The organism is Brevundimonas phoenicis, assembly GCF_047237745.1.
GTDB lineage: Bacteria > Pseudomonadota > Alphaproteobacteria > Caulobacterales > Caulobacteraceae > Brevundimonas.
In genome coordinates this window covers 56,968-82,340 of the sequence record NZ_JBDFLN010000001.1, presented here as the reverse complement: position 1 = coordinate 82,340, position 25,373 = coordinate 56,968, and the positions used below count along the sequence as shown (strand labels likewise).

Genomic DNA, 25,373 nt, shown 5'->3' with positions numbered 1-25,373 from the left:
AGACGGTCAGGCGGCGGACAGGGCTTGATCCAGGTCGGCCCACAGGTCGTCGACGTTCTCGATGCCGACCGACAGGCGCACTAGATTGTCGCCGATGCCGCTGCGGGCCTTGGCTTCGGGCGTATAGTCCGAATGGGTCATGCTGGAGGGGTGGGACGCTAGGCTCTCGGCGCCGCCCAGGCTGACGGCCAGCTTGAACAGGCGCAGCGCGTTCAGCATGCGGAAGGCCTCGGCTTCGCCGCCTGGAAGCTCCAGCGAGAAGGTCGAGCCCGAGCCTTTGCACTGGGCCTCGAAGATCGCCTGCTGTTCGGGCGAGGCGTCCGGCCCTCCGGCGGTTAGGACGGCGCTGACGCGCGGATCGGCGCGCAGGCGCTCGGCCAGGATCAGGGCGTTGTCCTGTGCCCGCTCCATGCGGATGTGCAGGGTCTCCAGACTGCGCAGCAGCAGCCAGGCCGTATGCGGATCGGCGGTGGTGCCGCAGATGGTCCGCATCTCGCCGACGCGGGCCATGATGTCGGCCCCGCCCATGCAGCCGCCCGCGATCAGGTCCGAGTGGCCGCCGACGTATTTGGTCAGGGAATAGAGGACGAGGTCGGCGCCCAGCTCCAGCGGGCTCTGCCACAGGGGGCCGAGGAAGGTGTTGTCGACGGCGACGGCGGGCGGCTCGGCCTGATCCAGCGCCTTGGCGCCGGCGACCGCGCGGGCGATGTCGACCAGTTGGTTGGTCGGGTTGGCGGGGGTCTCCAGATAGACGGCGGCGAGGCGTCCGCCGGTGGCCTTGGCCTGCGCGGCCGCCGCGATCATGGCGGCGTCCAGGGCGTCGGCGCCCTCGGCGGCGGGGACGCTGATCGCCTTGACGCCGTAGCGGGGCAGGATGCGGTCGAACAGATATTCGGTGCCGCCATAGGCCGGGGCCGTATAGAGGATGACGTCGCCGGGCCGCACCAGCGCCAGCATGGCGGTCGAGATGGCGGCCATGCCGCTGGAGAAGACCAGGGCCTTGTCGGCCTTGTCCCAGACGGCGAGACGGTCTTCCAGAATCTCGAGGTTCGGATTGTTGATGCGCGAATAGATCAGGCCCAGCGCCTCGTCCGGATCGCGCTGGCGCAGGCCATAGGCGACCTCGAAGAAGCGTTTGCCGTCCTCGGCCGATTTGAAGACGAAGGTCGAGGCCTGGAACAGCGGCGCCTTGATCGCGCCCTCCGACAGGGCCGGATCATAGCCGTAGCCCATCATCAGGGTTTCGGGCGCGAGGGTGCGATCCCCAAGTACGCGGGTGCGGTGACGGTTCATTTTTGTGTTTCCTCTCCTGAGACGGTGATAGCCGACCCGAGAAAGGCTCGCCAGACGCTAAGTCTCGCAGAGGAAGGCGCGGGGTCTTGGAAATTCCGACCGCCTGAACGGCGCGCGTCAACCGGCGAGGGCGCGAGCCAGGGCCTCGATGCGCTGGCGGATGTCCGGCACGGCGATGGTCTCCCAGAAGGCGGCGCGAGCCGGGGGGCCGAGCACGAACAGGCCGGGGTCGGCGGCGCCGTCGGCGTGCAGCACGCGGCCCTCGGCGTCGAGGTCGAGGCCCAGATCGACCGCGTCGAGGCGGGCGCGGCCTTCGGCGATCAGGGCGGCGGTCAGGGGCGCGCGGGCGGCGTTGTGGCCGGGCCCGGTGCAGTCGATGAGCCAGGCGGCGGAGAAGACTTGAGTCTCGCCGTTCCGTGTGCGGACGGTCAGGGTCGCGCCCCGGCCATCGGCCTTCGTCGCCTGGGCGCGGCCTGCGACGACGGTCAGGCGGTTCGCCGCCGTCAGCGTCTCCAGCACGGCGGCGATCTCGGGCGCGATGCGGTGGCGATGGACGTCCCACCAGGAGCGCAGATGGCGCAGGAAGCGGGCGCGTTCGGCGGTCGTCGCCGCGCCCCACAGCGCGGCGGTGATGGGGCGATAGCCTTCCATGACGCGGCGCCAGCCGTGGTCGCGGGCCAGGCGCCGCACTGAGGTCAGGCGACGGGACAGGGCGCCGGTCAGCGCTTCGGGCGGAAGGTCGATCGGGGCGTCGTGATGGGCGCCGTGGGCCTGGGGCAGCAGGCCGCGCCGCGACACGACCGTCGCCCGGCCGCGCCAGCCCTGGGCCTGAAGCGCCAGGACGACATCGACCATGGTCAGGCCGGAGCCGAGGATCAGCACGTCGTCGTCGGGGGCGATCGCGGCCAGGGCGTCGGGCCGCCAAGGATCGGCGACGCGGCGGGGGCCTTCGCCCGCGACGGCTGGGCGGGGCGGCGGGTTGCCGGTGGCGAGCACCACGGCGCGGCCGGGGATGCGGGCGGTGTTGGCGAGGATGACGGTCTCGCCTTCGATGCGGACGGCCTCGCCCCTGATGTGGCGGATCAGGCCGGGATGGGGGGCCTCCGCCTCGGCCAGGCGGGCCTGCACATAGAGGCCGTAGAGACGGCGTGGGGCGAAGCCGTTCGGATCGGCGAAGGCGGGGGCGTGGAGCGCCAGCCAGTCGGTGAAGTCAGCGGGCCGGTCGGGGCGGGCGCTCATCCGCTCGGCGCGGACGTTCAGCCGGTGGTCGTCCAGCGGCGTGGAATAGGCGACGCCGAGGCCGACCTGTTCGCCGCGCTCGATCAGGACCGAGGCCTGGCCCCGTTCGGCCAGGCGTGCAGCCAGCATGGCGCCGGAGAACCCGCCGCCGACGATGACTACGGGGAGGGAGGCGGCGGCGTCGTTCATGGAACAAGCATCGTCCACGACGCCGCCGCCGGTCAAACCGGAATCAGATTTCCTGGTTGAAGGCGCCGATTTCCGGGTGGGCGGCCAGACGCGGCTTCACTTCCTTGCGGAACAGGTCGCGCATGTCGTCGGCGGAGCGCATGCTTTCGACCACCACGACCAGTTCGGGCTTGTTGGAGGAGGCGCGGACCAGCACCCAGGAGCCGTCCTCCAGGTGGACGCGCACGCCGTTGACGGTGATGGCCTCGACGATCTTGCGGCCGAGGATTTCGCCGCCGGAGGCCGCCAGATCCTCGTATTCCTTCACGATCCTGGCCAGGACGTCGTATTTCAGCTCGTCGTCGCAGTGCGGCGACATGGTCAGGCTGGTCCAGGCGTCGGGCAGGGCGGTCTTCAGTTCCGACAGGCTCTTGCCGGGGTTGCGGTCCAGCATGGCCAGCACCGCGCCCGCCGCCACCAGGCCGTCGTCATAGCCGTGGCCCAGATCGCCCGACAGGAAGAAGTGGCCCGACTTCTCGAACCCGGCCAGGGCGCCGAGTTCGGCGGTCTTGCGCTTGATGTAGGAGTGGCCGGTCTTCCAGTAGACGGTGGCCGCGCCGTTGGCCTTCAGCACTTCGTCGGTCTTGTAGAGGCCGGTCGACTTCACATCGACGACGAAGGTCGCGTTCGGGTGGATGGCCGACAGGTCGCGGGCCAGCATCAGGCCGATCTTGTCGGCGAAGATCTCCTCGCCCGTGTCGTCGACCACGCCGCAGCGGTCGCCGTCGCCGTCGAAGCCCAGGGCCAGGTCGGCGCCCGTCTCCTTCACCTTGGCCGCCATCTGCACCAGCATGGCGTGATCTTCCGGGTTCGGATTGTATTTGGGGAAGGTGTAGTCGAGGTCGGTGTCCATCTCGATCACCTCGGCGCCCATCAGGCGCAGCACCTCGGGCGCGAAAGCTCCGGCCGTGCCGTTGCCGCAGGCGGCCACGACCTTCAGCGGGCGGGACAGCTTCACCTTGGAGGCCACGTCCTTGATGTAGGTCTCGCGGAAGCCCTCGACGCGTTCCAGCTTGCCGCCGGGGCGGGCGACGCCCTGGCCGTTCAGGACGATTTCCTTCAGGCGGCCCATTTCGTCGGGACCGAAGGTCAGGGGGGCCTGGGCGCCCATCTTCACACCGGTCCAGCCGTTCTCATTGTGGCTGGCCGTGACCATGGCGACGCAGGGGCAGTCCAGCGCGAACTGAGCGTAATAGGCCATCGGCGACAGGGCCAGGCCGATGTCCAGCACCTCCATGCCGCCTTCCAGCAGGCCCAGGATCAGCGCCTGTTTCACCGACAGGGAATAGCCGCGGAAGTCGTGGCCGACGGCGATCTTCGGCGTCTGGCCGATTTCGTGTACATAGGTGGCTAGGCCGAGGCCCAGCGCCTGGATGCCCAGCAGGTTGATCTCTTTTTCCAGAATCCAGCGGGCGTCGTATTCGCGAAAGCCGGTCGGCTTGACCAAGGGCAGGGTTTCATACTCCGCAGTGTTGGGGCGGATGTCCTGACGGGGCTTTTGCATGGGTCTTCCTGATGGTGACGTCTTGAAGGGCGCGGGGCCGAAGTTCGACGCGGCCGTATAACGCCCTCTCCGGCAAGAGGCCACAACGCTTGACCGGTGTTATCGCTGCGCTGCGTCATTGGATGATTTCAGCGAGCGGTGAAACCTTGACCGCCCCCGCGTCAGGGGCCTAGCGATGAGCCTAGATACGGATGTTTCCCGGAGACCCTGATGACCCGCCTGATCCTGCTGCGCCACGGCCAGAGCCAATGGAACCTGGAAAACCGCTTCACCGGCTGGGTCGACGTCGACCTGACGGCGGAGGGCGAGGCCCAGGCCCGGCGCGGCGGCGAGCTGATCGCCGAGGCGGGTTTCAAGCCTGCGGTCATGTTCACCTCGGTGCTGAAGCGGGCCAAGCGCACCGGCGCCCTGGCGCTGGATTCGGCGGGTCTGAAGGAGGTGCCGGTGATCGAGGACTGGCGCCTGAACGAGCGCCACTACGGCGGCCTGACCGGGTTGGACAAGGCCGAGACGGCGGCCAAGCACGGCGAGGACCAGGTCAAGGTCTGGCGCCGCAGCTATGACGTGCCGCCGCCGCCGCTGGCGCCGGGCGGCGAGTTCGATTTCGACGCGGACCCTCGCTACGCCGGCAAGGCCATCCCGGACACCGAGAGCCTGAAGACCACGCTGGACCGGGTGCAGCCCTATTGGGACGCCGAGATCGCGCCGCGCCTGAAGGCCGGCGAGGACGTGCTGATCGCCGCCCACGGCAATTCGCTGCGCGCCATCGTCAAGCTGTTGTTCGCCGTGCCGGACGACAGGATCGTCGACGTCGAGATCCCGACCGGCAATCCGCTGGAGATCGACCTGGACGCCGACCTGAAGCCGGTCGCCGCCCGCTATCTGGACGAGGGGCGGGCGCAGGCCCTGCCGCAAATCGCGTGAGCGGGCAGGCGCAAGACGCCGTCTTCATGCGGCGGGCCATCGACCTGGCTCTCAGCCGCATGGGCGAGACCTGGCCCAATCCGGCGGTCGGCTGCGTCCTGGTCAAGGGCGGGGTCGTATTGGCCGAGGCCGCGACGGCGCCGGGCGGGCGCCCGCACGCCGAGGAGCAGGCTGTGCCCGAGGCGGGCGAGGCCGTGAAGGGCGCGACCGCCTATGTGACGCTGGAGCCGTGCGGCGCCCGTTCTTCGGGACGCAAGTCCTGCGCCCACTTCCTGGCCGAGGCTGGGGTCGAGCGGGTGGTGATCGCCGCGCTTGATCCCTCGCCCTTCGCCTCGGGCCGGGGCACGGAGCGGCTGCGCCAGTCGGGCCTGACGGTCGAGACCGGCCTGCTGTGCGAAGAGGCCTCGGTGCTGAGCGAAGGCTTCCTGCACCGTCTGGAGACGGGCCGCCCGATGGTGCGTGTCAGCCTCGACGGAGCGGGCTTCGACGGCCGCTTCGCCGCTTCCGCGCGCGCCGATCTGACGACCGAGCTGAACCGGCTGGGCGAAGCGGGCTACACCCGTCTGTGGACCCAGGAGGGCGAACTGGCCGAAGCCCTGCGCGACCAGGGCCTGCTGACGGAGTAGAACGCGGCGACGGCGGGCGGGAACGACGCGAAAATGGTTGTTTCCGCAAAGCTTCCTTAATCCGCCGTAAGCCATGATCGCCCCCATGAGCGAGGCCGTCGAACCCGTCCGCAGGAAGCTGACCCAGGAAGAGGTCGACGCCGTCTGCCTGAAGCACGACCGCCTGTGGCAGGCGCGGCCGGGCGGGGCGCGGGCGGTCTTCGCGTGGATGGACCTGTCGGGCGTGTCCTTGCGCGGCCGCAACCTGGCCGACGCCGACTTCACGGCGGCTTGCCTGATCGGCTGCGACCTGACGGGCGCCAAGCTGGACAACGCCAACTTCTTCGGCGCGGACATGCAGGACGCGACTCTGATCGACGCCAGCATGCGGCGGGCCGATCTGCGCGGGGCCTGCCTGCGCGGCGCCGACCTGTCGGGGGCCGATCTGTTCGAGGCCGACCTGCGCGAAGGGACCATCGCCGCCAAGGACGCCAAGTTGGGCTTCCGCGTCGTCGAGGCGCGCAAGCGCGCCGACACCCAGGCGCAGGGCGCCGTGCTGGCGGGCGCCAATCTGCAACGCTCGCGCATGACCGGCGTCGTCGCCGTGGCCGCCGATTTCACCGACGCCGTCATGAAGGACTGCAAGCTGGTCCGGGCCAATCTGAAACAGGCCAGCTTCCGCGGCGCCGATCTGGCCGGAGCCGACCTGTCGGGCGCGGATCTGTCGGGGGCGGACCTCAGCGACGCCGTCCTGGTGGGGGTCAAGGCCGCCATGTGGCGGACGGACGGGGCCAATATGGACGGCGCCCTGGTGGACAACCGCCCGGCGGGCGAGCCGGTCAGCCAGATGCCCGCCGCCGAAATGCTGCGCGATCACGCCCAATGGTGCGAGACGGGCGGGGCCGAGGGCCAGCCCTCGGTGTTCGACGGGGTGGATTTGCGGCCGCTGGTCACCATTCGCGGGCTGAACCTTACGGCCCTGTCGGCCAAGGGGGCGGTCTTCTACGGCCTGGACATGGAGGGGGTGCAGCTTCAGGGCGCGCAGCTGGAGGGCGCGGACCTGCGCTCGGCCAATCTGCGCCGGGCCGATCTGCGCGGCGCGCGGCTGACGCGGGCGCGGCTGAACGGGTCGGACCTGCGCGAGGCCCAGCTGGGGCCGTTGATGCTGGCGGCGGATCGCCTGCTGCCCGCCGACCTGACCGGGGCGATCCTGCGCGGCGCCGACCTGACGGGAGCGGACCTGCGCCGGGCCGTGATGGTCGACGCGGATCTGAGCCGGGCGACCCTGCACGGCGCCCAGACCAAACAGGCCGACTTCACCGGCGCCCAGACGAGCGGCGCGCGCGGGCTGGACCCGGCGGACCTGCACGCGGCCTAGGGAGCGCGCACGAAAAAGGGGCGACGCGAACGCCGCCCCTTCGACTTTTCAGTCAGGCGTGAGGCCTTTTAGGCCGCCTTCTTGGCCTTGGTCTCGACCTTGCCTTCAATCAGGGGCGAGCCGGTGGCGATCTCGATGCTGCGGGGCTTGAGGGCCTCGGGCAGTTCGCGCTTCAGCTCGACGGTCAGCAGGCCGTTGGCCAGGGCCGCGCCCTTGACCACCACATAGTCGGCCAGCTGGAAGCGGCGCTCGAAGTCGCGCTCGGCCAGGCCGCGATGCAGGAAGGTGCGGGCGGATGCGCCGTCGTCGTTGGCCGCCTTCTTGCCGGTGACGGTCAGAAGGTTCTCTTTCGCCTCGATGTTCAGCTCATCGGCCGAGAAACCGGCGACGGCGATCTCAATGCGATAGGCGTCCTCGCCGGTCGTCTCGATGTTGTAGGGAGGCCAGCCGTTTTCCTGGCTGGAGCGCGCGGCGCTTTCCAGCTGGCGGGCCAGACGGTCGAAACCGACGGCGGAACGGTACAGCGGCGAGAAATCATAGGTACGCATGGGTCATCCTTCTGACATTCAGCAAGGTTGAGCCGCCCGGCGATTTGGCCCCGGACGACGGAGGGTTTCAGTCCCGGCGATCCGAAATCGGCCCCGTCAGGTCTGGAGAGCCCGGGATCGGCGCTCTCGGATGAAGAGGTAGGAGGCCGTTTTCCGAGCGCAAGGGGCGCGCGAAATCGTCGCTTTCGGCCTCTGCGCCTTGCCGTGGCCGCGAAGCGCCGTAAGGGTTTACCCTTCCTCGTTCAGGATCGACCGGAGCCCGCCATGCGAACCTTCGCCCTCAGCGCCGTCGCGGCGTGTCTGCTCGCCTCGCCCGCCCTCGCCCAATCGGGCCCGCCGGAGGCCGCGTCGCTGCCGCACCGCCAGGGCCTGTCGATGGAGATGCCGAGCTTCTCCGAGGATGCGGCGCTTCAGGCGGCCGTGGCCGCGACGACCCGGCCCGAGGCCGACCGCGCCCGCGACGGCGAGCGTCATCCGTTCGAGACCCTGACCTTCTGGGGGCTGCAACCGGGCCTGACGGTGGTGGAGATCGAGCCGGGCCGCGCCGGCTGGTGGCGCAACATTCTGGAGCCCTATGCGGCGGCGACCGGCGGGCGGTACGTCCCGGTCAATCGCCCGACCGAGGGCATGGGCGTCGCCGACGGGACGGCGGACATGGTCGTGGTGGCCCGCGCCTTCCACAACTGGTCGCGCGACGGCCGGGCCGAGCCCTATCTGGCGGCCTTCTTCACGGCGCTGAAGCCCGGCGGCGTGCTGGCGGTCGAGCAGCACCGCGCGGCCGAGGGCCTGAACGTGACGGAGACGGCGCCGAACGGCTATGTGCCCGAGAGCTGGGTCATCCACGCCGCCCGCCGCGCCGGTTTCGAGCTGGAGGCTCGCAGCGAGCTGAACGCCAACCCCAAGGACGACCGCGACCACCCGTTCGGGGTTTGGACGCTGAAGCCTACGCGCACCTCGGAACGCGACGGCCGGACCTTGACGGCGGATGAGCGCGCGGCGCTGGACGCCATCGGCGAGAGCGACCGAATGACCCTGCGTTTCCGCAAGCCCTACGCGGCGGACTGACGGCCCGATGACAATGCAGTGCGTGGTTTTGACGCTGGCGCAGAAGCGCCTTAAGCCCCAAGCGAAGACATCCGGCGGCGAGAGGAAGCGCGCATGACAGAACGATCGACGCGGCGATCCGTCCTGACCGGCGCCGGCGCCCTGGCCCTGGTCGCGCCCCTGTTCGGCCTGGCCGCCTGCGGCCGCAAGGAAGAGGCGCAGACGCCCGCCGCCCCCGAAGCGCCCAAGGGCCCGCCTGAAGGCTCGCTGGAGTGGGCCGTCGCCGGGGCCTGGCGTCCGGCGGACGACAAGGCGCGCGACGCCTGGCGCCACCCGGTCGAGACCCTGCGGTTTTTCGGCCTGCAGCCGAAGATGACGGTGGTCGACTTCTGGCCCGGCAGCGGCTGGTACGCCGAAATCCTGGCCCCCTATCTGAACAAGGGCGGCGGCGCCCTCTATCTGGCGGGCTTCGTCGAGGGGCCGAACGCCGATCCGGCCCAGGTGGCCATCAACAACGCCCTGAAGGCCCGCATCCTGGCCGACAAGAAGCTGTACGGCCCGGTGCAGTTCACCGCCTTCGGTCCCGGCTCGCCGCCGGTGGCCCCGGCGGGAACGGCCGACATGGTGCTGTTCATGCGCTACATCCAGGCCTGGATGGCGGCGGGGATCGCCGAAAAGGCCTTCGCCGACGCCTTTGCGGCCCTGCGCCCCGGCGGCATCCTGGGCATCGAGCAGCATCGCCTTCAGCCGGACGAGGATCAGGATCCGGCCGCCGCCAACGGCTATGTGCAGGAGGCCTTCGTCAAGCAGTTGGCCCAGGAGGCCGGCTTCATCTTCGTCGAGGCGTCCGAGATCAACGCCAATCCGGCCGACACCAAGGACCATCCCTTCGGCGTCGAGACCCTGGCGCCGCGCCGCCTGACGGCGCCCCTGGGGCAGCCCGCTGATCCCGAGTTCGATCGGACCAAGTATGACGCCATCGGCGAAAGCGACCGCATGACGCTGAAGTTCAGGAAGCCCGAGTGAGCCGCACCGCCGCCTTCGCCGCCCATGCGCCCCTGATGGGAGTGCCCGGCGCCGCCAGCCCGCCGGGAGGCGAGGGCGACTGGTTCCGCGGGGCCGGCGGCCTGCGTCTGCGCGCTGGGTTCTGGACGCCCTCGACCCTGCAGGCCAAGACGCCGCGCGGAACGGTCGTCCTCAGCCCCGGCCGCACCGAACCGATCGAGAAGTATTTCGAGCTGATCGGCAACTTCCTGGCGCGCGGCTTCTGCGTCCTGGCCCATGACTGGCGCGGTCAGGGGCTGTCGGCGCGGCTGCTGCCGGACCGCCTGCGCGGCCACGCCCGCGCGGTCGAGGAATTCCTCGACGACTACGCCCGTCTGTTGGACGCCTATGAGGCGCGGGCGCCCAAGCCGTGGATCATGGTCGGCCACTCGATGGGCGGCGCCCTAAATCTGCTGACGTTGGAAGGCGATGAGACCCGTTTCGCGGGGGCCGTCCTGTCCAGTCCCATGCTGCGCATCAAGACCGGCAAGCGGTCGATGTGGACGGTCAAGCTGGCGGTGCGCTGGGCCCTGCGTCACGGCAAGGCCGGGGACTATGTGCTGGACGATCCGGATGATCCCTTCGACCACACCTTCGAGAAGGACGGCCTGACCTCGGATCAGGCGCGCTACGATCTGTGGCGGCAGCAGCTCTACGCCTGCCCGCACCTGGCCATCGGCGGTCCGACCTGGGGCTGGCTGGCCTTCGCCCTGGACGCGGGCGAGCGGGCGCTGAAGCCCCGCGCGCTCAAGAGCGTGAAAATCCCGGTCTGCGTGGTTCAGGCGGCCGAGGACGACAAGGTGTGGAAGCAGACCAACCGCTGGGCGGCCCGGCGCATGGGGCGCGGCCGCTATGTCGAGGTGCCGACCGCCAGGCATGAGGTCATCATGGAGGTCGACGACCTGCGCGGCGTCTTCCTGCACGAGTTCGACGCCCTGGCCGACTATGTGGCGCCGGGCGCCGCCGCGCCTTCGGCCTCTCCGGCCGCGCGGACCGCCGAACCGGCCTGATCCGTCAGGACAGGTCGAGCAGGGGCAGGGCCTGATCGGTCAGACGCGCGTCGCCGACCGCCAGGACGCGGCCGTCGGCGTCGTGCGGCGCGCCGCCTCGCCAGTCGGTGAAGCGGCCGCCCGCGGCCTCGACCAGAGGCTTGTGCGCCGACCAGTCCCAGACCTTCAGCTCGCTTTCGGCCACCAGGTCGATGCGCCCGGCCGCGACCATGGCGTAGGCGTAGCCGTCGCACCCCAGTCGGGCCAGGCGGGCCGAGGCGCGCAGGCGGTCCCAGGCGGCGCGGTCGGCGCCGACGAAGATCTCGGGGTCGGTGGTGGCGATCAGGGCCTGACCCAGATCGGGGCAGACGCGGATCTTCAGCAGGGTTTCGTGTCCGCCCTTGAGCAGGCGCGCGCCTGACGGGCCGCCCAGGAAAACCTCGTCCAGATAGGGCTGGCCCACGGCGCCGATCACGGGCGCGCCCTCGTGGCGAAGGGCGATCAGGGTGGTCCACAGGGGCAGGCCGGCGATGAAGGCGCGGGTGCCGTCGATGGGGTCCAGCACCCAGACATGGTCGGCGTCGGGGCGATCCTCGCCGTATTCTTCGCCGATGACGCCGTGGTCGGGATAGCGGGCGGCGATCAGGCGACGGATGGCCGCCTCGGCGGCGCGGTCGGCCTCGGTGACGGGGTCGAAAGCGCCGGGGCCGCCCTTGTCTTCCTGCGCGAAGTCGCCGCGGAAGAAGGGCAGGGCGACGCGGGCCGCTTCATGCGACAGTTCGACGGCGAAGGTTTCCAACTCGGTCATGCCGGCGGGATACACTGTCCGACCGCCAGCGACGAGAGGGGTGGGCGGTTCCGTCTCAGGCGGCGTTGAGCGTGGCGTGAGGGGCGGGTTGCTGCACGGGAACGGGATCGGCGGCCAGGCCGTCGTAGAAATAGGTGACCGGCGTCTCCAGCGCCTCGGCCAACTCCCATAGGCGAGCGGCGGACAGGCGGTTGGCGCCGCATTCATATTTCTGGATCTGCTGGAAGCGGACGCCCACGCGATCGCCGAGCTGCTGCTGGGTCAGGCCCAGAAGACGACGACGACGACGCAGGCGGCGGCCCAGGTGCAGGTCGATCTCGGCGGCCATGAGGCTCTCCCGTCTCTCATGCTGTGCCGGTTCGGCACGCGACAGAAGGCTCCTCGCAAACGGCGTGCCGACTTCCCCTCAGCGGGGAAGACGCGACGGTCAAGGCAACCGCGAAGCCGGCCGCGCATTAACGGCCAAGGCAGAGAGCCTTTCAGGAAGGAAGAAGCATGGGTGGATTTGGATTTATCGCCTGGATCATCATCGGCATCGTCGCCGGATGGCTGGCGGAGAAGATCATGAAGCGGGAGCATGGCCTGCTGACCAATCTGATCGTCGGCGTCGTCGGCGCCCTGATCGGCGGGTTCCTGGCCAACAACCTCTTGGGCGTGGACGCCGCAGGCAACTGGATCGTCGGCATCATCGTCGCCACTATCGGCGCCGTGGTGCTGCTGTTCCTGCTGGGCCTCATCAAGCGCCGAGGCTGACGTCCTGCTTTAGGATGTAAAAAGGGGCGGCCCGCTAGGGACCGCCCCTTTTCTTCAGGTCGATGAACCCTTAGTGCGGTTCATCGCCATGCGGTTTGTCGCTGGTCGGCTCATCGGCCGGCGGCGCGTCAGCCGGAGGGGCGTCAGCCGCTGCGTCCGGGGTCGGCTCAGCCGTGTCCGAGGCGATCGGAGCGGCCGACTGAATGTCCGAGGCGCTGGCGTCGACGACGATGTCGGCGCCGTCCTGGCGAATGCCGGCCAGCGGCACGGGGCGGACCTGGCCATCGGCGGTGCGGACGGTCAGTTCCTGACCGTTGGCGCCGTTCTGGACGCCGACCAGTTTGCCGATCTCGGCGCCGTCGCTGCCCTTGACGGTCGAGCCCGGCGTGAGGGTCAAGCTCTGGGGTTGAGCCGCAGGCGCCTCAGCGGGGGCCGGTTCGGGCGTCTGGGGCGCGTCCTGGGCGAAGGCAGGGGCGGCGATGAACAGGGCGCCGGCGATGCCGGTCAGCAGGGCGGTCTTGCGGATCATGAGGAACTCCTGGAAGCGCGAGCCCGGCGCTCGCGAAAAAATGAACCCGCGTGATGGAGGTTGGTTTCGTCTGCCCTGAAATGACCTTCTACTCGCCCCAAACGACCGATTCTTGCTCTCTGGAGAGCGATTGACCAAATCGAGCGCAAAACACGACCCTTGGCGCATCACGCGGCGACTGGCGGGGCTGGCCTATGAGCTGACGCCCCAGATGTTCGCGGTCGCCACCTTCCTGCTGGGCGGGGTGATGCTGCTGTCGGCGGTGACGCCCGCCTTCAGCGACCGGCTGAGCGCGATCGGGCGCTTCTATCCGCCGCTGCTGATCGATCTGTCCCATTTCGCGGCCAGCGTGACCGGCTTTGTCCTGCTGCTGATCTCGGCGGGGCTGTGGCGGCGGCGGCGCGGCGCCTATTACGCGGCGCTGGCGGTCCTGATGGTCGGGGCGGTTTTCTCGCTGATGAAGGGGCTGGACTGGGAGGAGGCGATCGAGCTGACCCTGGCGGCGGCCCTGCTGACGCCGTGCCGGTCGGCCTTCAATCGTCGCTCGCGCCTGGGCGAGCCGCTGCGGCCGGGCTGGCTGCTGATGCTGGCGGCGGCGGTGGCGGCCATGCTGTGGCTGGGCCTCTTCGCCTATCGCGACACGGCCTATACCGACGAGCTGTGGTGGACCTTCCTGGTCGACAAGCAGGCCTCGGGCTTCCTGCGCGCCGGGGCGGTGCTGGCCCTGCTGACCCTGGCGGTCGGAGTGCGCTCCCTGTTGACGGCGCCGGGCGCCCGCAGTCACGGCCCCGCCGCGCCGGTCGATGTCGAGCGCGCCCGTCAGGCGCTGGAGACGGCCGAGATCGCCACGCCCGAGGCGGGCCTGGCTCTGCTGGGCGACAAGGCCCTGTTGTTCAGCCCGTCAGGGCGCAGCTTCATCGCCTATCGCGTGCGCGGTCGACGCTGGATCGCCATGAGCGAACCGGCCGGGCTGAAGGAAGAGCGGCTGGAGCTTCTCTGGGCCTTCGCGGAGATGGCCGACAGCTATGGCGGGGCGGCGGTCTTCTATTCGGTGGGCGAAGGGCTGCTGGCCGACCTGGCGACGCTGGGCCTGGCCATGCGCAAGGTGGGCGAGGCCGCGGTGATCGACGCCGCCCATTTCACGACCGAGGGCAAGGGCAAGCAGAACCTGCGCACCGCCGTGAACCGGGCCGAGCGCGAGGGCGCCAGCTTCGAGGTGGTCCCGCCCGGCGCGGCGCGGGCGCTGGGGGCCGAGTTGCGCGCCGTGTCCGACGCCTGGCTCCAGCATCACAACGGCTCGGAGAAGGCTTTCTCCCTGGGCCGGTTCGACCTCGACTATCTGGACCGCTCGCCGGTCGCCGTGGTGCGCGAGAACGGCCGCATCGTCGCCTTCGCCAATCTTCTGGTCGGGGCCGGCGGGCGCGAGGCGATGATCGACCTGATGCGTCATGATCCCGAGGGACCGCATGGGATCATGGACTATCTGTTCACCCGCACGGCCCAGTGGGCGCGTGAGCAGGGGATGGAGCGGCTGGACCTGGGCATGGCGCCCCTGTCGGGTCTGGAGGATCGCCGCATGGCGCCGGTCTTCGCCCGCGTCGGCGCCCTGGTGTTCGAGGAGGGGGGCGCCGTCTACGGCTTCCAGGGCCTGCGCGCCTACAAGGCCAAGTTCGGCCCCGTCTGGCGGCCCAAATTCATCGCCGCCCCGACGACCACGCCTCTGGCGCTGGCCCTGCTGGACGTGGCCCTGCTGACCAGCGGCGGCTGGCTGGGCCTGCTGGGGCTGAAGAAGTAGGGCGAAGTTCTTTCACGCTGGGAGAGCGCGCACAAAAAAGGCGGCCCGCAGGGGCCGCCTTCTTCATTTCGGCGGGTCGCCGGATCAGTCGGCGCGGACGCGCTTCTTGCGGAAGGAGGGGTTCAGGATTTCCTTGCGCAGGCGGATCGACTTGGGCGTGACCTCGACCAGTTCGTCTTCCTCGATATAGGCGATGGCCTGTTCCAGGCTCATCTTGCGCGGCGGGGTCAGGCGCACGGCCTCGTCCTTGCCCGAGGCGCGGACGTTGGTCAGCTGCTTGCCCTTGATCGGGTTGACGTCCAGGTCATCCCAGCGGCTGTTCTCGCCGATGATCATGCCCTGATAGGTCTTCTCGCCGGCGCCGACGAACATGACGCCGCGATCTTCGAGGTTCCACAGGGCGAAGGCGGCGGTGTCGCCGTCCGAGTTCGACACCAGAACGCCCTTCAGACGGCCTTCGATGGCGCCCTTGTGCTCTTCATAGTGCGAGAACACGCGGTTCAGCACGCCCGAGCCGCGCGTGTCGGTCAGGAACTCGCCCTGATAGCCGATCAGCGAGCGCGACGGGCACTTCAGCTGGATGCGGGTCTTGCCGGCGCCCGACGGGCCCATGTCGGTCATTTCAGCCTTGCGGGCCGACAGCTTCTCGATGACGACGCCCGAGAATTCCTCGTCCACGTCGATCATGACGTCTTCGATCGGCTCCAGCTTCTGGCCGTTCTCGTCGGTCTGATAGACCACGCGGGGACGCGAGATCGACAGTTCGAAGCCTTCGCGGCGCATGTTCTCGATCAGCACGCCCAGTTGCAGTTCGCCGCGGCCGGCGACTTCATAGGCGTCCGAGCCCGGCGTCTGGGTGATGCGGATGGCGACGTTGGCTTCGGCTTCCTTCAGCAGGCGGTCGCGGATGACGCGCGACTGCACCTTGTCGCCTTCGCGGCCGGCCAGCGGGCTGTCGTTGACGCCCACGGTCATCGAGATGGTCGGCGGGTCGATCGGCAGCGACGGCAGGGCCTCGGTCACTTCCAGGGCGCACAGGGTGTCGGCCACGGTGGCTTTCGACATGCCGGCGATGGCCACGATGTCCCCGGCCTCGACGCCGTCGTCGATCGGCTGACGCTTCAGGCCGCGGAAGGCCAGCACCTTGGTGATGCGGCCCTGTTCGATGGTCTTGCCGTCGCGCGACAGGGCCTTGATGGCCATGCCCGGAACCGCCTTGCCCGAGTGGATGCGGCCGGTCAGCAGACGGCCCAGGAAGGGGTCGCTTTCGATCAGCACGTTCAGGATCTGGAACGGCTCGTTGACGCGCGCCTGGGCGGCCGGCGCCGGGACGTGGTCGACGATCAGGTCGTACAGCGGGTGCAGGTTCTCGCTCGGTTGAGCCAGGTCCAGCGTCGCCCAGCCCGAACGGCCCGAGGCGTAGATGACCGGGAAGTCCAGCTGCTCGTCATTGGCGCCCAGGGCGGCGAACAGGTCGAAGGTCTCGTTCAGAACGCGGTCCGGATCGGCGTGGGCGCGGTCGACCTTGTTGATGCAAAGGATGGGACGCAGGCCCATGCGCAGGGCCTTGGTCAGCACGAACTTGGTCTGCGGCATGACGCCTTCTTCGGCGTCGACCAGCAGGACGCAGCCGTCCACCATGCCCAGGATGCGCTCGACCTCGCCGCCGAAGTCGGCGTGGCCGGGGGTGTCGATGATGTTGATGCGGGTCTCGCCCGCCTTGCCGTTCCACAGCACCGACGTGCATTTGGCCAGAATGGTGATGCCGCGCTCGCGCTCCTGGTCGTTGGAGTCCATGGCGCGTTCCGTGGTCGCCTCATTGGCGCGGAACAGGCCCGACTGGGCGAGGAGGGCGTCAACCATGGTCGTCTTGCCATGGTCGACGTGGGCGATGATGGCGATGTTGCGCAGGTTCATTTCGGGCTCGGGCGGACTGTGTTCGGTCACGGATGGGCCGCGCCGCTGCAAGAAGGTTGCAGAGAAGGGAAGGGTTCGGGGCGCCTCTTACAGGGATGCGGGCCAAAACGCCAGTCCAGTGCGTAATCGCGTTCAGCGGCCGCCGCCGCCAGATTTCAGCCCAGCGGCAGGAAGGCGATCACCGCCAGCGCCAGCAGCCCGATCAGCAGGGCCGACAGGGCGGCGACGGCGGCGACGCGCGGTCCGGCCCGCGCCACGGCGCGCGGATCGACCATCAGCCCCAGCGCCGCCATGGCGATCAGCGTCAGCGCCGAGACGGAGGCCTGCAGCGGCGGCAGGATCGCCTCGGGCAGCCAGCCCAGCGAACGGACGGCCATCAGGACCAGGAAGACCAGGATGAACCAGGGCACCATCTGGTGCAGCCTGGGTCCGCGCCCGGCTTCGCTCTGTTTCGAGCGCATCAGGCCCAGCACCAGGCAGACCGGCCCCAGCATCAGCACGCGCACCAGCTTGACCACGGCGCCCGTCTGGACGGCGGCCAGACCGGCGGGCGCGGCGGCGGCCAGCACCTGCGGCACCGCATAGACGGTCAGGCCCGCCAGCACCCCGACGCGCGTGGCGTCATAGCCCATCATGGCCCCGACCGCGGGAACCAGGAGCACCACGGCGACGCCCAGCACGGCGGTGAAGCCGATGGCGGCGGCCACGTCTTCTCCCTCCGCCTCGATGACGGGGGCGACGGCGGCGATGGCCGAGTTGCCGCAGATGGCGTTGCCGCAGGCGACCAGCAGGGCCATGGCGTGCGGCAGGCCGAACGCCCGGCCCAGGGCGTAGCCGCCGACAATGGCGACGGCGACCACGCCGACGATGGCCAGCAGCAGCCAGGGACCGAGCGCCACGACCGCCGCGCCCGAAACCGTGGCGCCCAGCAGGGCCACGGCGACTTCCAGCAGGGTCTTGGCGCTGAAGGCGACGCCCGGCGTCCACAGCGACGACGGCGTCCAGACCAGGCGCAGCCCCGCTCCGATCAGGATGGCTAGGACCAGGCCCTCGATCCACGGATGCTCGAACAGTCGGGTCTCGACGATCTGCAGCCCATAGGCGACGGCGCCGATGGCGGCCGACAGCGCCACGCCGGGCAACAGGCGCGCCAGGCCGGTTAGGCGGCGAGGTGAAGCGGCGGGGTCGAGGGCGACGGTCATGCGGTTCTTATCCGCTCCGCCTTTCGATCGATCCAACGCGTAGTTATGGACTTAACGATCGACTTAATCGATCAATGACCGCATGACGCTGGAACAGCTTCGCATCTTTGTCGCCGTGGCCGAGCGTCTGCACATGACGCGGGCGGCCGAGGCGCTGCACCTGACCCAGTCGGCGGTCAGCGCGGCGGTCAATGCGCTGGAGACGCGGCACGGGGCGCGGTTGTTCGACCGGGTCGGGCGCGGGCTGGCTCTGAACGCGGCGGGAACGGCCTTCCTGCCCGAGGCGCGGGCCGTGCTGGCGCGGGCCGAGGCGGCCGAGCGGCTGCTGGATGAACTGGCGGGGCTGAAGCGCGGCTCGGTGCGGCTGTTCGCCAGTCAGACCATCGCCGCCTATTGGCTGCCGCCGCGCATGGCCGCCTTCGCCCAGAGCCATCCGGGCATCGAACTGCATCTGTCGATCGGCAACACCCATCAGGTGGTCGAGGCGGTTCTGGCGGGCGAGGCGGAGCTGGGTCTGATCGAGGGCGCCGAGGACGCGCCCCGACTGGAGCGGACGCGCATCGCCGCCGACCGGCTGATCGTCGTGGCGGCGCCGGGGCATCCGCTGGCGGATCGAGACAGGGAGTTGGCGGCGTCTGATCTGAAGGCGCTGGACTGGGCCTTGCGTGAGGCGGGATCGGGCACCCGCAGTGAGTTCGAGGCGGCCCTGCCGCGCGGTATGGCGGCGTCGGACCTGAAGACGGCGCTGGTGCTGCCGTCCAATGAGGCGATCCTGACGGCGGTGGCGGCCAGCGCCGGGGACGGCGGCGGCCTGGTCACGGCGACCTCGGAACTGGCCGCCCGGCCCCTGATCGAGGCGGGGCGGCTGGTTCGTTTGCCGCTCGAACTGCCCGAGCGGCCCTTCTATCGGCTGCGGCATCGCGAGCGCGGGGCCAGCCGGGCGGCGGAGGCCTTCGCCGCCGCCCTATAGTTTTTGGCTTAGACCTGCGCCGAACGGCGGCGCACCCAGGCGTAGAGGGCGTAGGTCAGGACGACGAAGGCGACAACGCCCGCGATCATGGCCGGCCATGCGCTCTTTTCAGGCAACAGGGCGAAAGGCGCCTCGTTGCGCGTGCTGACGATGACGGCGGCGGTGAATACGCCGAACAGGCTCTCGCCCACGATCAGGCCGGACGCCAGCAGGACGCCCATGCGGCGCGCCACATCGGCGTAGCGGGTCGACTTGACCGCCCGGTCGTACAGCCAGCCGCAGACCGCGCCGATGACCAGCATGGTGGTGACGGCGGCCGGCAGATAGACGCCGATCCCGGCGGCCAGCGGCGGCAGCTTGATCTTATTGTTCGTCGTGCGGCGCAGGACGATGTCGAGGATGATGACCAGAACGCCGACCACGGCGCCGATGCCGATTAGATCCCAGCGCAGGTCGCCGCTGATGACGCCCTTGGCCAGGGCCGAGATCAGGGTCGCCTGAGGCGCCGCCAGGGTCTTGGAGCCCTGGACGATGGCGGGCGGGCCGCCTTCGAAGCCGAAGGCCTGGTTCATCATGTCCAGCACGAAGGGGATGACCAGGGCGCCGGCGACGACGCCGACCAGCAGGGCGGTTTGCTGACGCCACGGCGTGGCCTCGACCAGCTGGCCGGTCTTCAGGTCTTGAAGGTTGTCGTTGGAGATGACGGCCACGGCGAAGACGATGGCGGTGACGATCAGGGCGAAGGCGATGACCGACGGATCGGCGGGCACGCCGGCGACCGCCAACACGCCCAGCATCAGCAGGGAGGCGATGATGATGGCCAGGATGCCGACGCCTGACACCGGGCTGTTCGACGAGCCGATCAGACCGGCCATGTAGCCGCAGATGGCGGCCACGGCGAAGCCGATGACCACGACATAGACCAGGCCGCCGATCACCAGCAGCGGGGCCGAGGCGGCCAGGCTCGTGCCCTGGGCGATGACGGCCAGCAGCACGGCGATGCCGACCAGGGCGGCGACGGACAGCAGGCCGACGATCTTGATCGGAATGTCCTGTTCGGTGCGGTCCAGGATCTCGCCGTGGGCGCGGCGCGACTGGGCCGAGACGGCCGAGGCCAGACCCGCGACCAGGGGCTTGGCCAGTTTGGCCAGGGTCCACAGGGCGGCGACGCCGATGACGCCTGCGCCGATGAAGCGGACCTCCTGGGACCAGACGCTCATGGCCAGGCCTTCGGCGTCGGCGCCGGCGGGAACCGTAGCGGCGATGGACGGCACGCCGTTGGCGGCGGCCCAGGCGACGAACTCGGGCGAGGTCAGGATGGGCACGAAGATCAGCCAGGCCAAGATCAGGCCGAACAGCTGGGTCAGGCCGACCGCCAGACCGATCAGGTGGCCGGCGCCCAGCAGGGCGAACTGCATGGAAAAGCCGACGCCGGTCGCACCGCCGCCCATCGCGGCCGGAAGTCGCAGGAAGGCGGTGGTCTCATGCGCGAAGACGCGGGCAGAGGCCAGGAAGCTGAAGACGGCCGAGGCGATCGCCCCGCCGACGACGACGAACAGGCCGGACTTGTTCTCACGCACGGCCTCCTCGGTCTGCTCGGCGCCGGGAGAGCCGACCTTCAGCACCTCGGCGGCGGCGACGCCCTCGGGGTAGGGCAGGCCGCCCTGGACGACCAGGGTCCGGCGCAGGGGAATGGAGAAGGTCACCCCCAGGACGCCGCCCAGGATGCAGATCATCACCGACTCCCAGAAGGGGAAGTTCATCCACCAGCCGATCATGACCAGGCCGGGCAGGACGAAGATGATCGAGCTCATGGCGCCGCCGACCGAGGCGACGGTCTGGACCGTCATATTCTCCCAGATGGTCGAGCCCCGGAAGGCGCGCAGCAGGGCCATGGAGATGACCGCCGCCGGAATGGCCGAGGCGAAGGTTAGGCCGACCTTCAGCCCCAGATAGGTGTTGGCCGCCGTGAAGACCGCCGCCAGCAAGCAGCCCAGGATCAGGGCGCGGATGGTCAGTTCTATGCGTTTGCCGGTTCCGGCGGGTTTGTCCGTCATGCGGGGCTCTTTTCAGCTGTTGCGCGGAAGTAAGCCTGAAAGCGCGGCCGTGACAACGGGTCGCGGCGTATCCGTCGTGTGCGCGGATGACGGGATGACACCTCGGAGCGAATGCGGCACAACGCCCGCCATGTTCGACCCCCGCCCGACCGACGCCGCTTCTCCGACCCTGGACGAGGCGCGCAAGCTGCTGGAGCGGGTCTGGGGTCATGCTGATTTTCGCGGCCTGCAGGCGTCGGTGATCGCCGAGGTTCTGGCCGGGCGCGACGTCATGGCCGTGTTGCCGACCGGGGGCGGCAAGAGCGTCTGCTATCAGGTGCCCGCCATCCTGCGGCCCGGCGTCGGCCTGGTCGTCTCGCCGCTGATCGCCCTGATGACCGATCAGGTCGAGGCCCTGAAGCAGCAGGGCGTGGCGGCCGCCCGGCTGGATTCCGGCCTGACCATGGACGAACGTTCGGCCGTGTGGCGCGCGGCGCGCGCGGGCGAGTTGGACCTGCTCTACGTCTCGCCGGAAGGCCTGGCGTCAGGCGCCATGCTGGAACGTCTGGCCGAGCTGCCCATCAGCCTGATCGCCATCGACGAGGCGCACTGCGTCAGTCAGTGGGGGCATGACTTCCGGCCCGACTACCGCACCCTGGGCCGACTGACCGAGATCTTTCCCGGCGTGCCGCGCATCGCGGTGACGGCGACCGCCGACGCCCGCACGCGCGACGATATCCTGGCCTCGCTGCGGCTGGGCGAGGCGCGGGTCTTCGTCGACAGCTTCGCCCGGCCCAATCTGCAGCTGTCGGCCGAGCGCAAGATCAACGGCTCGCGCGCCCGCACCGACGCCGCCGTCATCGAACTGGTGCGCGAGCGGCGCGGCAAGTCGGGCGTGGTCTATTGCGGCAGCCGGGACGGTTGCGAGCGGGTGGCCGATGCGCTCAGGGACGCCGGCAGCAACGCCATCGCCTATCACGCCGGTTTCGACGCCCGCGAGCGCGACCGACGGCTGGAGCGTTTTCTGGCCGAGGACGGCGCCGTCATGGTCGCCACCATCGCCTTCGGCATGGGGGTGGACAAGCCGGACGTCCGCTTCGTCATCCACGCCGATCCGCCGGGCTCGCTGGAGGCCTACTGGCAGGAGATCGGCCGCGCCGGACGCGACGGCGAACCGGCCGAGGGCATTACCCTGTATGGCCCGTCGGACATCGCCTGGTCCCTGCGCCGCCTCGACAGCCGCCCGATGGCCGAGGAGGTCAAAAAGGTCCAGACTCGCAAGGTGCGCCAGCTGTTCGCCATGCTGGACGGCGCGACCTGTCGACCCCAGGCGGTGCGTCGCTATTTCGGCGAGCAGGACGCCCAGCCGTGCGGCGTCTGCGATATCTGCGGCGACCCGCCCGCCACCTTCGACGCCGTGGTGCCCGCTCAGAAGGCGCTGGCGGCGGTCCAGCGTCTGGGCGAACGCTTCGGCCGGACGCGCGTGGTCGATCATCTGCTGGGCAAGACCAAGGACGTCCAGCCGTGGGAGGCCGGGCTGTCGACCTGGGGCATCGGCGCCGACCTGTCGCTGGCCGCCTGGCGCGACGTGATCGATCACCTGCTGTTCGAGGGCCTGCTGGTCGAGGATCCCAATGACGGCAAGCCGATCATCCGCCTGGGCGACGCTCAGGCCGTGCGCGCCGTCTATCGCGGCGAGCGGCCGGTGCGGGTGCGCCAGGCGCCTGTGCGCGCGGTCGCGATCGACAAGCCGCGCCGCAACGCCGGTCGCAATCTGGCGGCCGAGGCGCTGGACGGCGACGTGCGCACGCGGTTCGAGGCGCTGCGCGCCTGGCGTCGTGACCGCGCGGTCGAGCAGAGGGTGCCGCCTTATGTCATCTTCCAGGACAAGACCCTGGTCGAGATCGCGGTGCAGGAGCCGCGCGGCTTGGACGATCTGGCCCGTATTCCTGGCGTCGGCGCGGGTAAGCTGGACCGTTACGGCCGGGCGGTGCTGGAGGCGTTGGCGGCGGTCACCTGACGATCTCCATGACCAAAGCTTAACTGGCGAGCCGTCCCTCCGCCTGTCACCCCTTGCGGCGACAAGAGACGAGGGATGCACATGAAGCGATTGTTGGCGGCGGGCGTGGCCTGCCTGGCGATGACCGGCGCGGCTCAGGCTCAGGAGGCGCCTGATGCGTCGCCCAAGCCGATGGAACAGCCGCGCGACTGGTCTGCGACTCTGGTCCAGGATGCAACCGCTCTGCACGCCGTCATGATCGACAGCCATCCGGGCGTGCATGATCCGCTCAATCCCGGCTTCCGCGCCCGCCTGGATCAAGGCCTGGCCACGGCGCTGGAGCGGGCGAAGACCACTACGGATCGAGGCGGCTGGTGGTGGGCGATGCGCGCCTATGTCGCCAGTTTCGAGGACGGGCACGTTCAGATCAGCATGACCCAGAGGGACTTCGGCTTCCCGACCCGCTGGCCCGGCTTCCTGACCGTCTATCGCGGGGCCGATCAGGTGGTGGCGGATCGCGATGAAGCCGACGCCGCCGCCCCGCCTCTGGGCGCCCGGCTGATCGACTGCGACGGGGTGGACGCCGCGTCCCTGGCCGAACAGCGCATCGGCCAGTTCCGGGGGCGCTGGTTCCTGGAGGCGATCAAGACCCGCTTCGGCGACTGGATGTTCCTGAGCGCGGAAAACCCGTGGCAGACCGAGATGACGACCTGCCGGTTCGAGACGGGCGGCGCGACCCGGACCTACGCCCTCAACTGGCGCGCGACGCCCGATGATCTGAGCGATCGCCGCGCCCGCCTGACGTCCGGCGCCCGGCCCGACTTCGCCGTGAAGCATTTCGACGACGGGGGCTTCTGGATCTCGACCCCGACCTTCAACGGCGATCCCGCCAGCGAGGCCCACGCCGAACTGACCGCCCTGGTCGCCGACATGAAGGCCAAGCAGGACGCCCTGCGCGCCGCCCCCTATGTGGTGCTGGACCTGCGCGGCAACGGCGGCGGCTCCTCGCACTGGAGCCAGCTGATGGCCCAGGTTCTGTGGGGCGACGACTGGATGGCCGCCCACCCTGAACCGGCGATCGAGGGCGTCGACTGGCGCGCCTCGGACGGCAACATCGCCGAAATCTCCGCCTTCCTCGACAAGCTGCGCGCCTCGAACGGCTCGCCCGAACTGATCGCCTGGGCCGAAGACGCCATAAACGGAATGAAGGCGGCGAAGGCCGCCGGCCAGGTCTATTGGCGCAGCGCCAATGATGAGCCTGCCGACGCCGCTCCGTCGCCGCCCGCGCCGCAACTGATGAAGGGCCGCGTCTATGTCCTGACCGATTCCAGCTGCGGCTCGGCCTGCCTGGACGCCGTCGATCTGTGGAAGACCGTGGGCGCCGTCCAGGTCGGGCGCGAGACCTCGGCCGACACCGTCTACATGGAGATCCGTGAGCCGACCCTGCCCAGCGGCCTGGCCGAGATCGCCGTGCCGATGAAGGTCTATCGCGGCCGCGCGCGCGGCAACAACGAGCCGCAACGCCCCCAGTACGTCATCGAGGGCGACATGGGCGACGACGCGGCCCTGCTGGCCTCGATCCGTCGGCTTCAGCCGAACTGACGCCTCAGCGCAGGAAGCGTTCGACCGCCTGCTGGAACTGACGGGGGCGGTCGATCATGACCATGTGTTCGGCTCCCTCGATCCTCTCGAAGGCGGCGGGGCGCGGCAGGGAGCGGTAGCCCGCACGGAACAGGTCGTCGACGTGGCCGCGCGGGCTTTCGGCGTCGGGGCTCCAGCCATAGACGACGGTCACCGGCGCCTGGATAAGCGGCAGGCGCGAACGCAGGTCCACGGTCATCACCTCGTACAGGCCCTGGGCCAGGACGCGCCGGTCGCCGCCCTGCCAGCCCAGGCCGTTGAACAGGCTGTCGGCGGCGCCGCCCAGCTCCAGCCCCATGGAGGCGGCCTGTGTGCGCAAGGCTTCGTCGCCCAGCAGCATCAGGCCCTGATAGGCCAGTCGCGCCAGGGGTTCGACATCGCCTACGGTCGAGCCTGGGCTGATCAGGGACGGAAAGAAGGGCGAGGCGTCCACCACCATGACGCGCCCGACCCGGCGTCCGCCGTCGGCGGCGACGCGCAGGGCGACCTGTCCGCCCATGGAGTGGCCGATCAGGGCCGGGCGAGTCAGGCTCTCTTCGTCGATGTAGCGCAGGATTTCGGCCGCCGCCGGGCCGCTGATGCGTCCCTCGGCGTTGCCGCCCGCCGGAATCTGGCCGAAGCCGCGCACCGAGATCAGATGCACGCGATAGCGGTTCTGCAGGGCGTCGGCGGTTCGGCTCCAGACCGCCGAGGTCGAAGCCAGGCCCGGAATCAGAACGACGTCCGGCCCCTGTCCGCGGGTCTCGACGAGGATACGCGACGATTGAAACGAGGCTGGCTCCGCCGTAGCGGCGACCGCAGGCGCGCGGGCGTCTGCAGGCGCGGCGAACGTCGCAAGACTCAGGGACAGGGCGGTCAGGACAGCGAAAAACCGGCTCATGACGGCAACCTGCCGACAGATAGCGGCGAAACCTCGACAGCGTCACG

The 25,373-nt window shown here is 69.8% G+C and carries 21 protein-coding genes and 1 pseudogene; 11 read left to right on the top strand and 11 right to left on the bottom strand.

The genetic code is table 11. The annotated features are described in order from the left end of the window. Positions 1-6: 6 nt before the first annotated feature. The 3 genes from ABC419_RS00380 to ABC419_RS00370 form a co-directional block, all read right to left on the bottom strand. Complete coding sequence (locus ABC419_RS00380) at positions 7-1,293, bottom strand: cystathionine gamma-synthase family protein (RefSeq protein ID WP_412876687.1); 1,287 nt, start codon at positions 1,291-1,293, stop codon at positions 7-9. 117 nt (positions 1,294-1,410) lie between these two features. Next, on the bottom strand, positions 1,411-2,721 hold the full coding sequence (locus ABC419_RS00375) for an FAD/NAD(P)-binding protein (protein ID WP_412876688.1): 1,311 nt from the start codon (positions 2,719-2,721) through the stop codon (positions 1,411-1,413). 43 nt (positions 2,722-2,764) lie between these two features. Continuing rightward, positions 2,765-4,264 (bottom strand): phosphomannomutase/phosphoglucomutase, encoded by a 1,500-nt coding sequence (locus ABC419_RS00370; RefSeq protein ID WP_412876689.1) that lies wholly within the window; start codon positions 4,262-4,264, stop codon positions 2,765-2,767. A 210-nt stretch (positions 4,265-4,474) separates the two neighbouring features. On the opposite strand from ABC419_RS00370, the gene gpmA reads away from it, so the two are divergent. The 3 genes from gpmA to ABC419_RS00355 all read left to right on the top strand — a co-directional run bounded on the left by gpmA (position 4,475) and on the right by ABC419_RS00355 (position 7,171). Further along, complete coding sequence (gene gpmA, locus ABC419_RS00365) at positions 4,475-5,188, top strand: 2,3-diphosphoglycerate-dependent phosphoglycerate mutase (protein WP_412876690.1); 714 nt, start codon at positions 4,475-4,477, stop codon at positions 5,186-5,188. Continuing rightward, on the top strand, positions 5,185-5,814 hold the full coding sequence (locus ABC419_RS00360) for a bifunctional diaminohydroxyphosphoribosylaminopyrimidine deaminase/5-amino-6-(5-phosphoribosylamino)uracil reductase RibD (protein WP_412876691.1): 630 nt from the start codon (positions 5,185-5,187) through the stop codon (positions 5,812-5,814). The genes gpmA and ABC419_RS00360 overlap by 4 nt, the downstream gene beginning before the upstream one ends. A gap of 85 nt (positions 5,815-5,899) precedes the next feature. After that, a complete protein-coding gene (locus ABC419_RS00355; protein ID WP_412876692.1) occupies positions 5,900-7,171 on the top strand; it encodes a pentapeptide repeat-containing protein in 1,272 nt (423 codons plus the stop codon). 68 nt (positions 7,172-7,239) lie between these two features. On the opposite strand, the gene ABC419_RS00350 is transcribed toward ABC419_RS00355, so the two are convergent. Beyond that, on the bottom strand, positions 7,240-7,719 hold the full coding sequence (locus ABC419_RS00350; RefSeq protein WP_200168641.1) for an Hsp20 family protein: 480 nt from the start codon (positions 7,717-7,719) through the stop codon (positions 7,240-7,242). 264 nt (positions 7,720-7,983) lie between these two features. Between ABC419_RS00350 and ABC419_RS00345 the strand changes: the two genes are divergently transcribed. The 3 genes from ABC419_RS00345 (at position 7,984) to ABC419_RS00335 (ending at position 10,817) form a co-directional block, all read left to right on the top strand. Next, positions 7,984-8,784: a class I SAM-dependent methyltransferase gene (locus ABC419_RS00345; RefSeq protein WP_412876693.1), complete on the top strand. Its 801-nt coding sequence runs from the start codon at positions 7,984-7,986 to the stop codon at positions 8,782-8,784. A 93-nt stretch (positions 8,785-8,877) separates the two neighbouring features. Next, positions 8,878-9,789: a class I SAM-dependent methyltransferase gene (locus tag ABC419_RS00340; RefSeq protein WP_412876694.1), complete on the top strand. Its 912-nt coding sequence runs from the start codon at positions 8,878-8,880 to the stop codon at positions 9,787-9,789. Beyond that, positions 9,786-10,817 carry an alpha/beta fold hydrolase gene (locus tag ABC419_RS00335; RefSeq protein WP_313045219.1) on the top strand — a complete coding sequence of 344 codons (1,032 nt, stop codon included), beginning with the start codon at positions 9,786-9,788 and terminating at the stop codon, positions 10,815-10,817. Before ABC419_RS00340 ends, ABC419_RS00335 begins: the two co-directional genes overlap by 4 nt. A gap of 4 nt (positions 10,818-10,821) precedes the next feature. Here the strand turns inward: ABC419_RS00335 and hisN are convergent, their stop codons facing one another. Together hisN and ABC419_RS00325 are read right to left on the bottom strand one after the other, a co-directional pair. Beyond that, entirely contained in the window at positions 10,822-11,604 is a 783-nt protein-coding gene (gene hisN, locus ABC419_RS00330; protein WP_412876695.1) for a histidinol-phosphatase, read from the bottom strand. Positions 11,605-11,716: 112 nt separating this feature from the next. Beyond that, positions 11,717-11,932, bottom strand: a pseudogene (locus ABC419_RS00325) (helix-turn-helix domain-containing protein); the annotation flags it as partial. Positions 11,933-12,099: 167 nt separating this feature from the next. On the opposite strand from ABC419_RS00325, the gene ABC419_RS00320 reads away from it, so the two are divergent. Beyond that, positions 12,100-12,357, top strand: a complete 258-nt coding sequence (locus ABC419_RS00320) for a GlsB/YeaQ/YmgE family stress response membrane protein (RefSeq protein ID WP_125899443.1) — start codon at positions 12,100-12,102, stop codon at positions 12,355-12,357. Between the two features lie 70 nt (positions 12,358-12,427). On the opposite strand, the gene ABC419_RS00315 is transcribed toward ABC419_RS00320, so the two are convergent. Further along, positions 12,428-12,886 carry a superoxide dismutase gene (locus tag ABC419_RS00315; RefSeq protein ID WP_125899442.1) on the bottom strand — a complete coding sequence of 153 codons (459 nt, stop codon included), beginning with the start codon at positions 12,884-12,886 and terminating at the stop codon, positions 12,428-12,430. A 130-nt stretch (positions 12,887-13,016) separates the two neighbouring features. On the opposite strand from ABC419_RS00315, the gene ABC419_RS00310 reads away from it, so the two are divergent. Further along, positions 13,017-14,681 carry a phosphatidylglycerol lysyltransferase domain-containing protein gene (locus ABC419_RS00310; RefSeq protein WP_412876696.1) on the top strand — a complete coding sequence of 555 codons (1,665 nt, stop codon included), beginning with the start codon at positions 13,017-13,019 and terminating at the stop codon, positions 14,679-14,681. An 84-nt stretch (positions 14,682-14,765) separates the two neighbouring features. On the opposite strand, the gene typA is transcribed toward ABC419_RS00310, so the two are convergent. Both typA and ABC419_RS00300 read right to left on the bottom strand, forming a co-directional pair. Continuing rightward, a complete protein-coding gene (gene typA / locus ABC419_RS00305) occupies positions 14,766-16,598 on the bottom strand; it encodes a translational GTPase TypA (protein WP_368924366.1) in 1,833 nt (610 codons plus the stop codon). Positions 16,599-16,753: 155 nt separating this feature from the next. Further along, positions 16,754-17,800, bottom strand: a complete 1,047-nt coding sequence (locus ABC419_RS00300; RefSeq protein ID WP_412876697.1) for a YeiH family protein — start codon at positions 17,798-17,800, stop codon at positions 16,754-16,756. An 82-nt stretch (positions 17,801-17,882) separates the two neighbouring features. Here ABC419_RS00300 and ABC419_RS00295 point away from each other — a divergent pair, with 82 nt between their 5' ends. Then, entirely contained in the window at positions 17,883-18,770 is an 888-nt protein-coding gene (locus tag ABC419_RS00295) for a LysR substrate-binding domain-containing protein (RefSeq protein ID WP_412876698.1), read from the top strand. Positions 18,771-18,778: 8 nt separating this feature from the next. On the opposite strand, the gene ABC419_RS00290 is transcribed toward ABC419_RS00295, so the two are convergent. Further along, positions 18,779-20,827: an OPT family oligopeptide transporter gene (locus ABC419_RS00290; protein ID WP_412876699.1), complete on the bottom strand. Its 2,049-nt coding sequence runs from the start codon at positions 20,825-20,827 to the stop codon at positions 18,779-18,781. Between the two features lie 130 nt (positions 20,828-20,957). Here ABC419_RS00290 and recQ point away from each other — a divergent pair, with 130 nt between their 5' ends. Next, entirely contained in the window at positions 20,958-22,826 is a 1,869-nt protein-coding gene (gene recQ / locus ABC419_RS00285; protein WP_412876700.1) for a DNA helicase RecQ, read from the top strand. A gap of 81 nt (positions 22,827-22,907) precedes the next feature. Continuing rightward, positions 22,908-24,407 (top strand): S41 family peptidase, encoded by a 1,500-nt coding sequence (locus ABC419_RS00280; protein WP_200168652.1) that lies wholly within the window; start codon positions 22,908-22,910, stop codon positions 24,405-24,407. 4 nt (positions 24,408-24,411) lie between these two features. Here ABC419_RS00280 and ABC419_RS00275 read toward each other — a convergent pair whose 3' ends face one another. Further along, positions 24,412-25,326, bottom strand: a complete 915-nt coding sequence (locus ABC419_RS00275; RefSeq protein WP_200168654.1) for an alpha/beta fold hydrolase — start codon at positions 25,324-25,326, stop codon at positions 24,412-24,414. Positions 25,327-25,373: the final 47 nt, after the last annotated feature.

Excerpts from the sequence above, each read along its gene's own strand:
- ABC419_RS00380 (WP_412876687.1), bottom strand. The coding sequence starts at position 1,293 with ATGAACCGTCACCGCACCCGCGTACTTGGGGATCGCACCCTCGCGCCC.
- ABC419_RS00375 (WP_412876688.1), bottom strand. The coding sequence starts at position 2,721 with ATGAACGACGCCGCCGCCTCCCTCCCCGTAGTCATCGTCGGCGGCGGG.
- ABC419_RS00370 (WP_412876689.1), bottom strand. The coding sequence starts at position 4,264 with ATGCAAAAGCCCCGTCAGGACATCCGCCCCAACACTGCGGAGTATGAA.
- gpmA (WP_412876690.1), top strand. The coding sequence starts at position 4,475 with ATGACCCGCCTGATCCTGCTGCGCCACGGCCAGAGCCAATGGAACCTG.
- ABC419_RS00355 (WP_412876692.1), top strand. The coding sequence starts at position 5,900 with ATGAGCGAGGCCGTCGAACCCGTCCGCAGGAAGCTGACCCAGGAAGAG.
- ABC419_RS00350 (WP_200168641.1), bottom strand. The coding sequence starts at position 7,719 with ATGCGTACCTATGATTTCTCGCCGCTGTACCGTTCCGCCGTCGGTTTC.
- ABC419_RS00345 (WP_412876693.1), top strand. The coding sequence starts at position 7,984 with ATGCGAACCTTCGCCCTCAGCGCCGTCGCGGCGTGTCTGCTCGCCTCG.
- ABC419_RS00340 (WP_412876694.1), top strand. The coding sequence starts at position 8,878 with ATGACAGAACGATCGACGCGGCGATCCGTCCTGACCGGCGCCGGCGCC.
- hisN (WP_412876695.1), bottom strand. The coding sequence starts at position 11,604 with ATGACCGAGTTGGAAACCTTCGCCGTCGAACTGTCGCATGAAGCGGCC.
- ABC419_RS00320 (WP_125899443.1), top strand. The coding sequence starts at position 12,100 with ATGGGTGGATTTGGATTTATCGCCTGGATCATCATCGGCATCGTCGCC.
- ABC419_RS00315 (WP_125899442.1), bottom strand. The coding sequence starts at position 12,886 with ATGATCCGCAAGACCGCCCTGCTGACCGGCATCGCCGGCGCCCTGTTC.
- typA (WP_368924366.1), bottom strand. The coding sequence starts at position 16,598 with ATGAACCTGCGCAACATCGCCATCATCGCCCACGTCGACCATGGCAAG.
- ABC419_RS00300 (WP_412876697.1), bottom strand. The coding sequence starts at position 17,800 with ATGACCGTCGCCCTCGACCCCGCCGCTTCACCTCGCCGCCTAACCGGC.
- ABC419_RS00295 (WP_412876698.1), top strand. The coding sequence starts at position 17,883 with ATGACGCTGGAACAGCTTCGCATCTTTGTCGCCGTGGCCGAGCGTCTG.
- ABC419_RS00290 (WP_412876699.1), bottom strand. The coding sequence starts at position 20,827 with ATGACGGACAAACCCGCCGGAACCGGCAAACGCATAGAACTGACCATC.
- recQ (WP_412876700.1), top strand. The coding sequence starts at position 20,958 with ATGTTCGACCCCCGCCCGACCGACGCCGCTTCTCCGACCCTGGACGAG.
- ABC419_RS00280 (WP_200168652.1), top strand. The coding sequence starts at position 22,908 with ATGAAGCGATTGTTGGCGGCGGGCGTGGCCTGCCTGGCGATGACCGGC.
- ABC419_RS00275 (WP_200168654.1), bottom strand. The coding sequence starts at position 25,326 with ATGAGCCGGTTTTTCGCTGTCCTGACCGCCCTGTCCCTGAGTCTTGCG.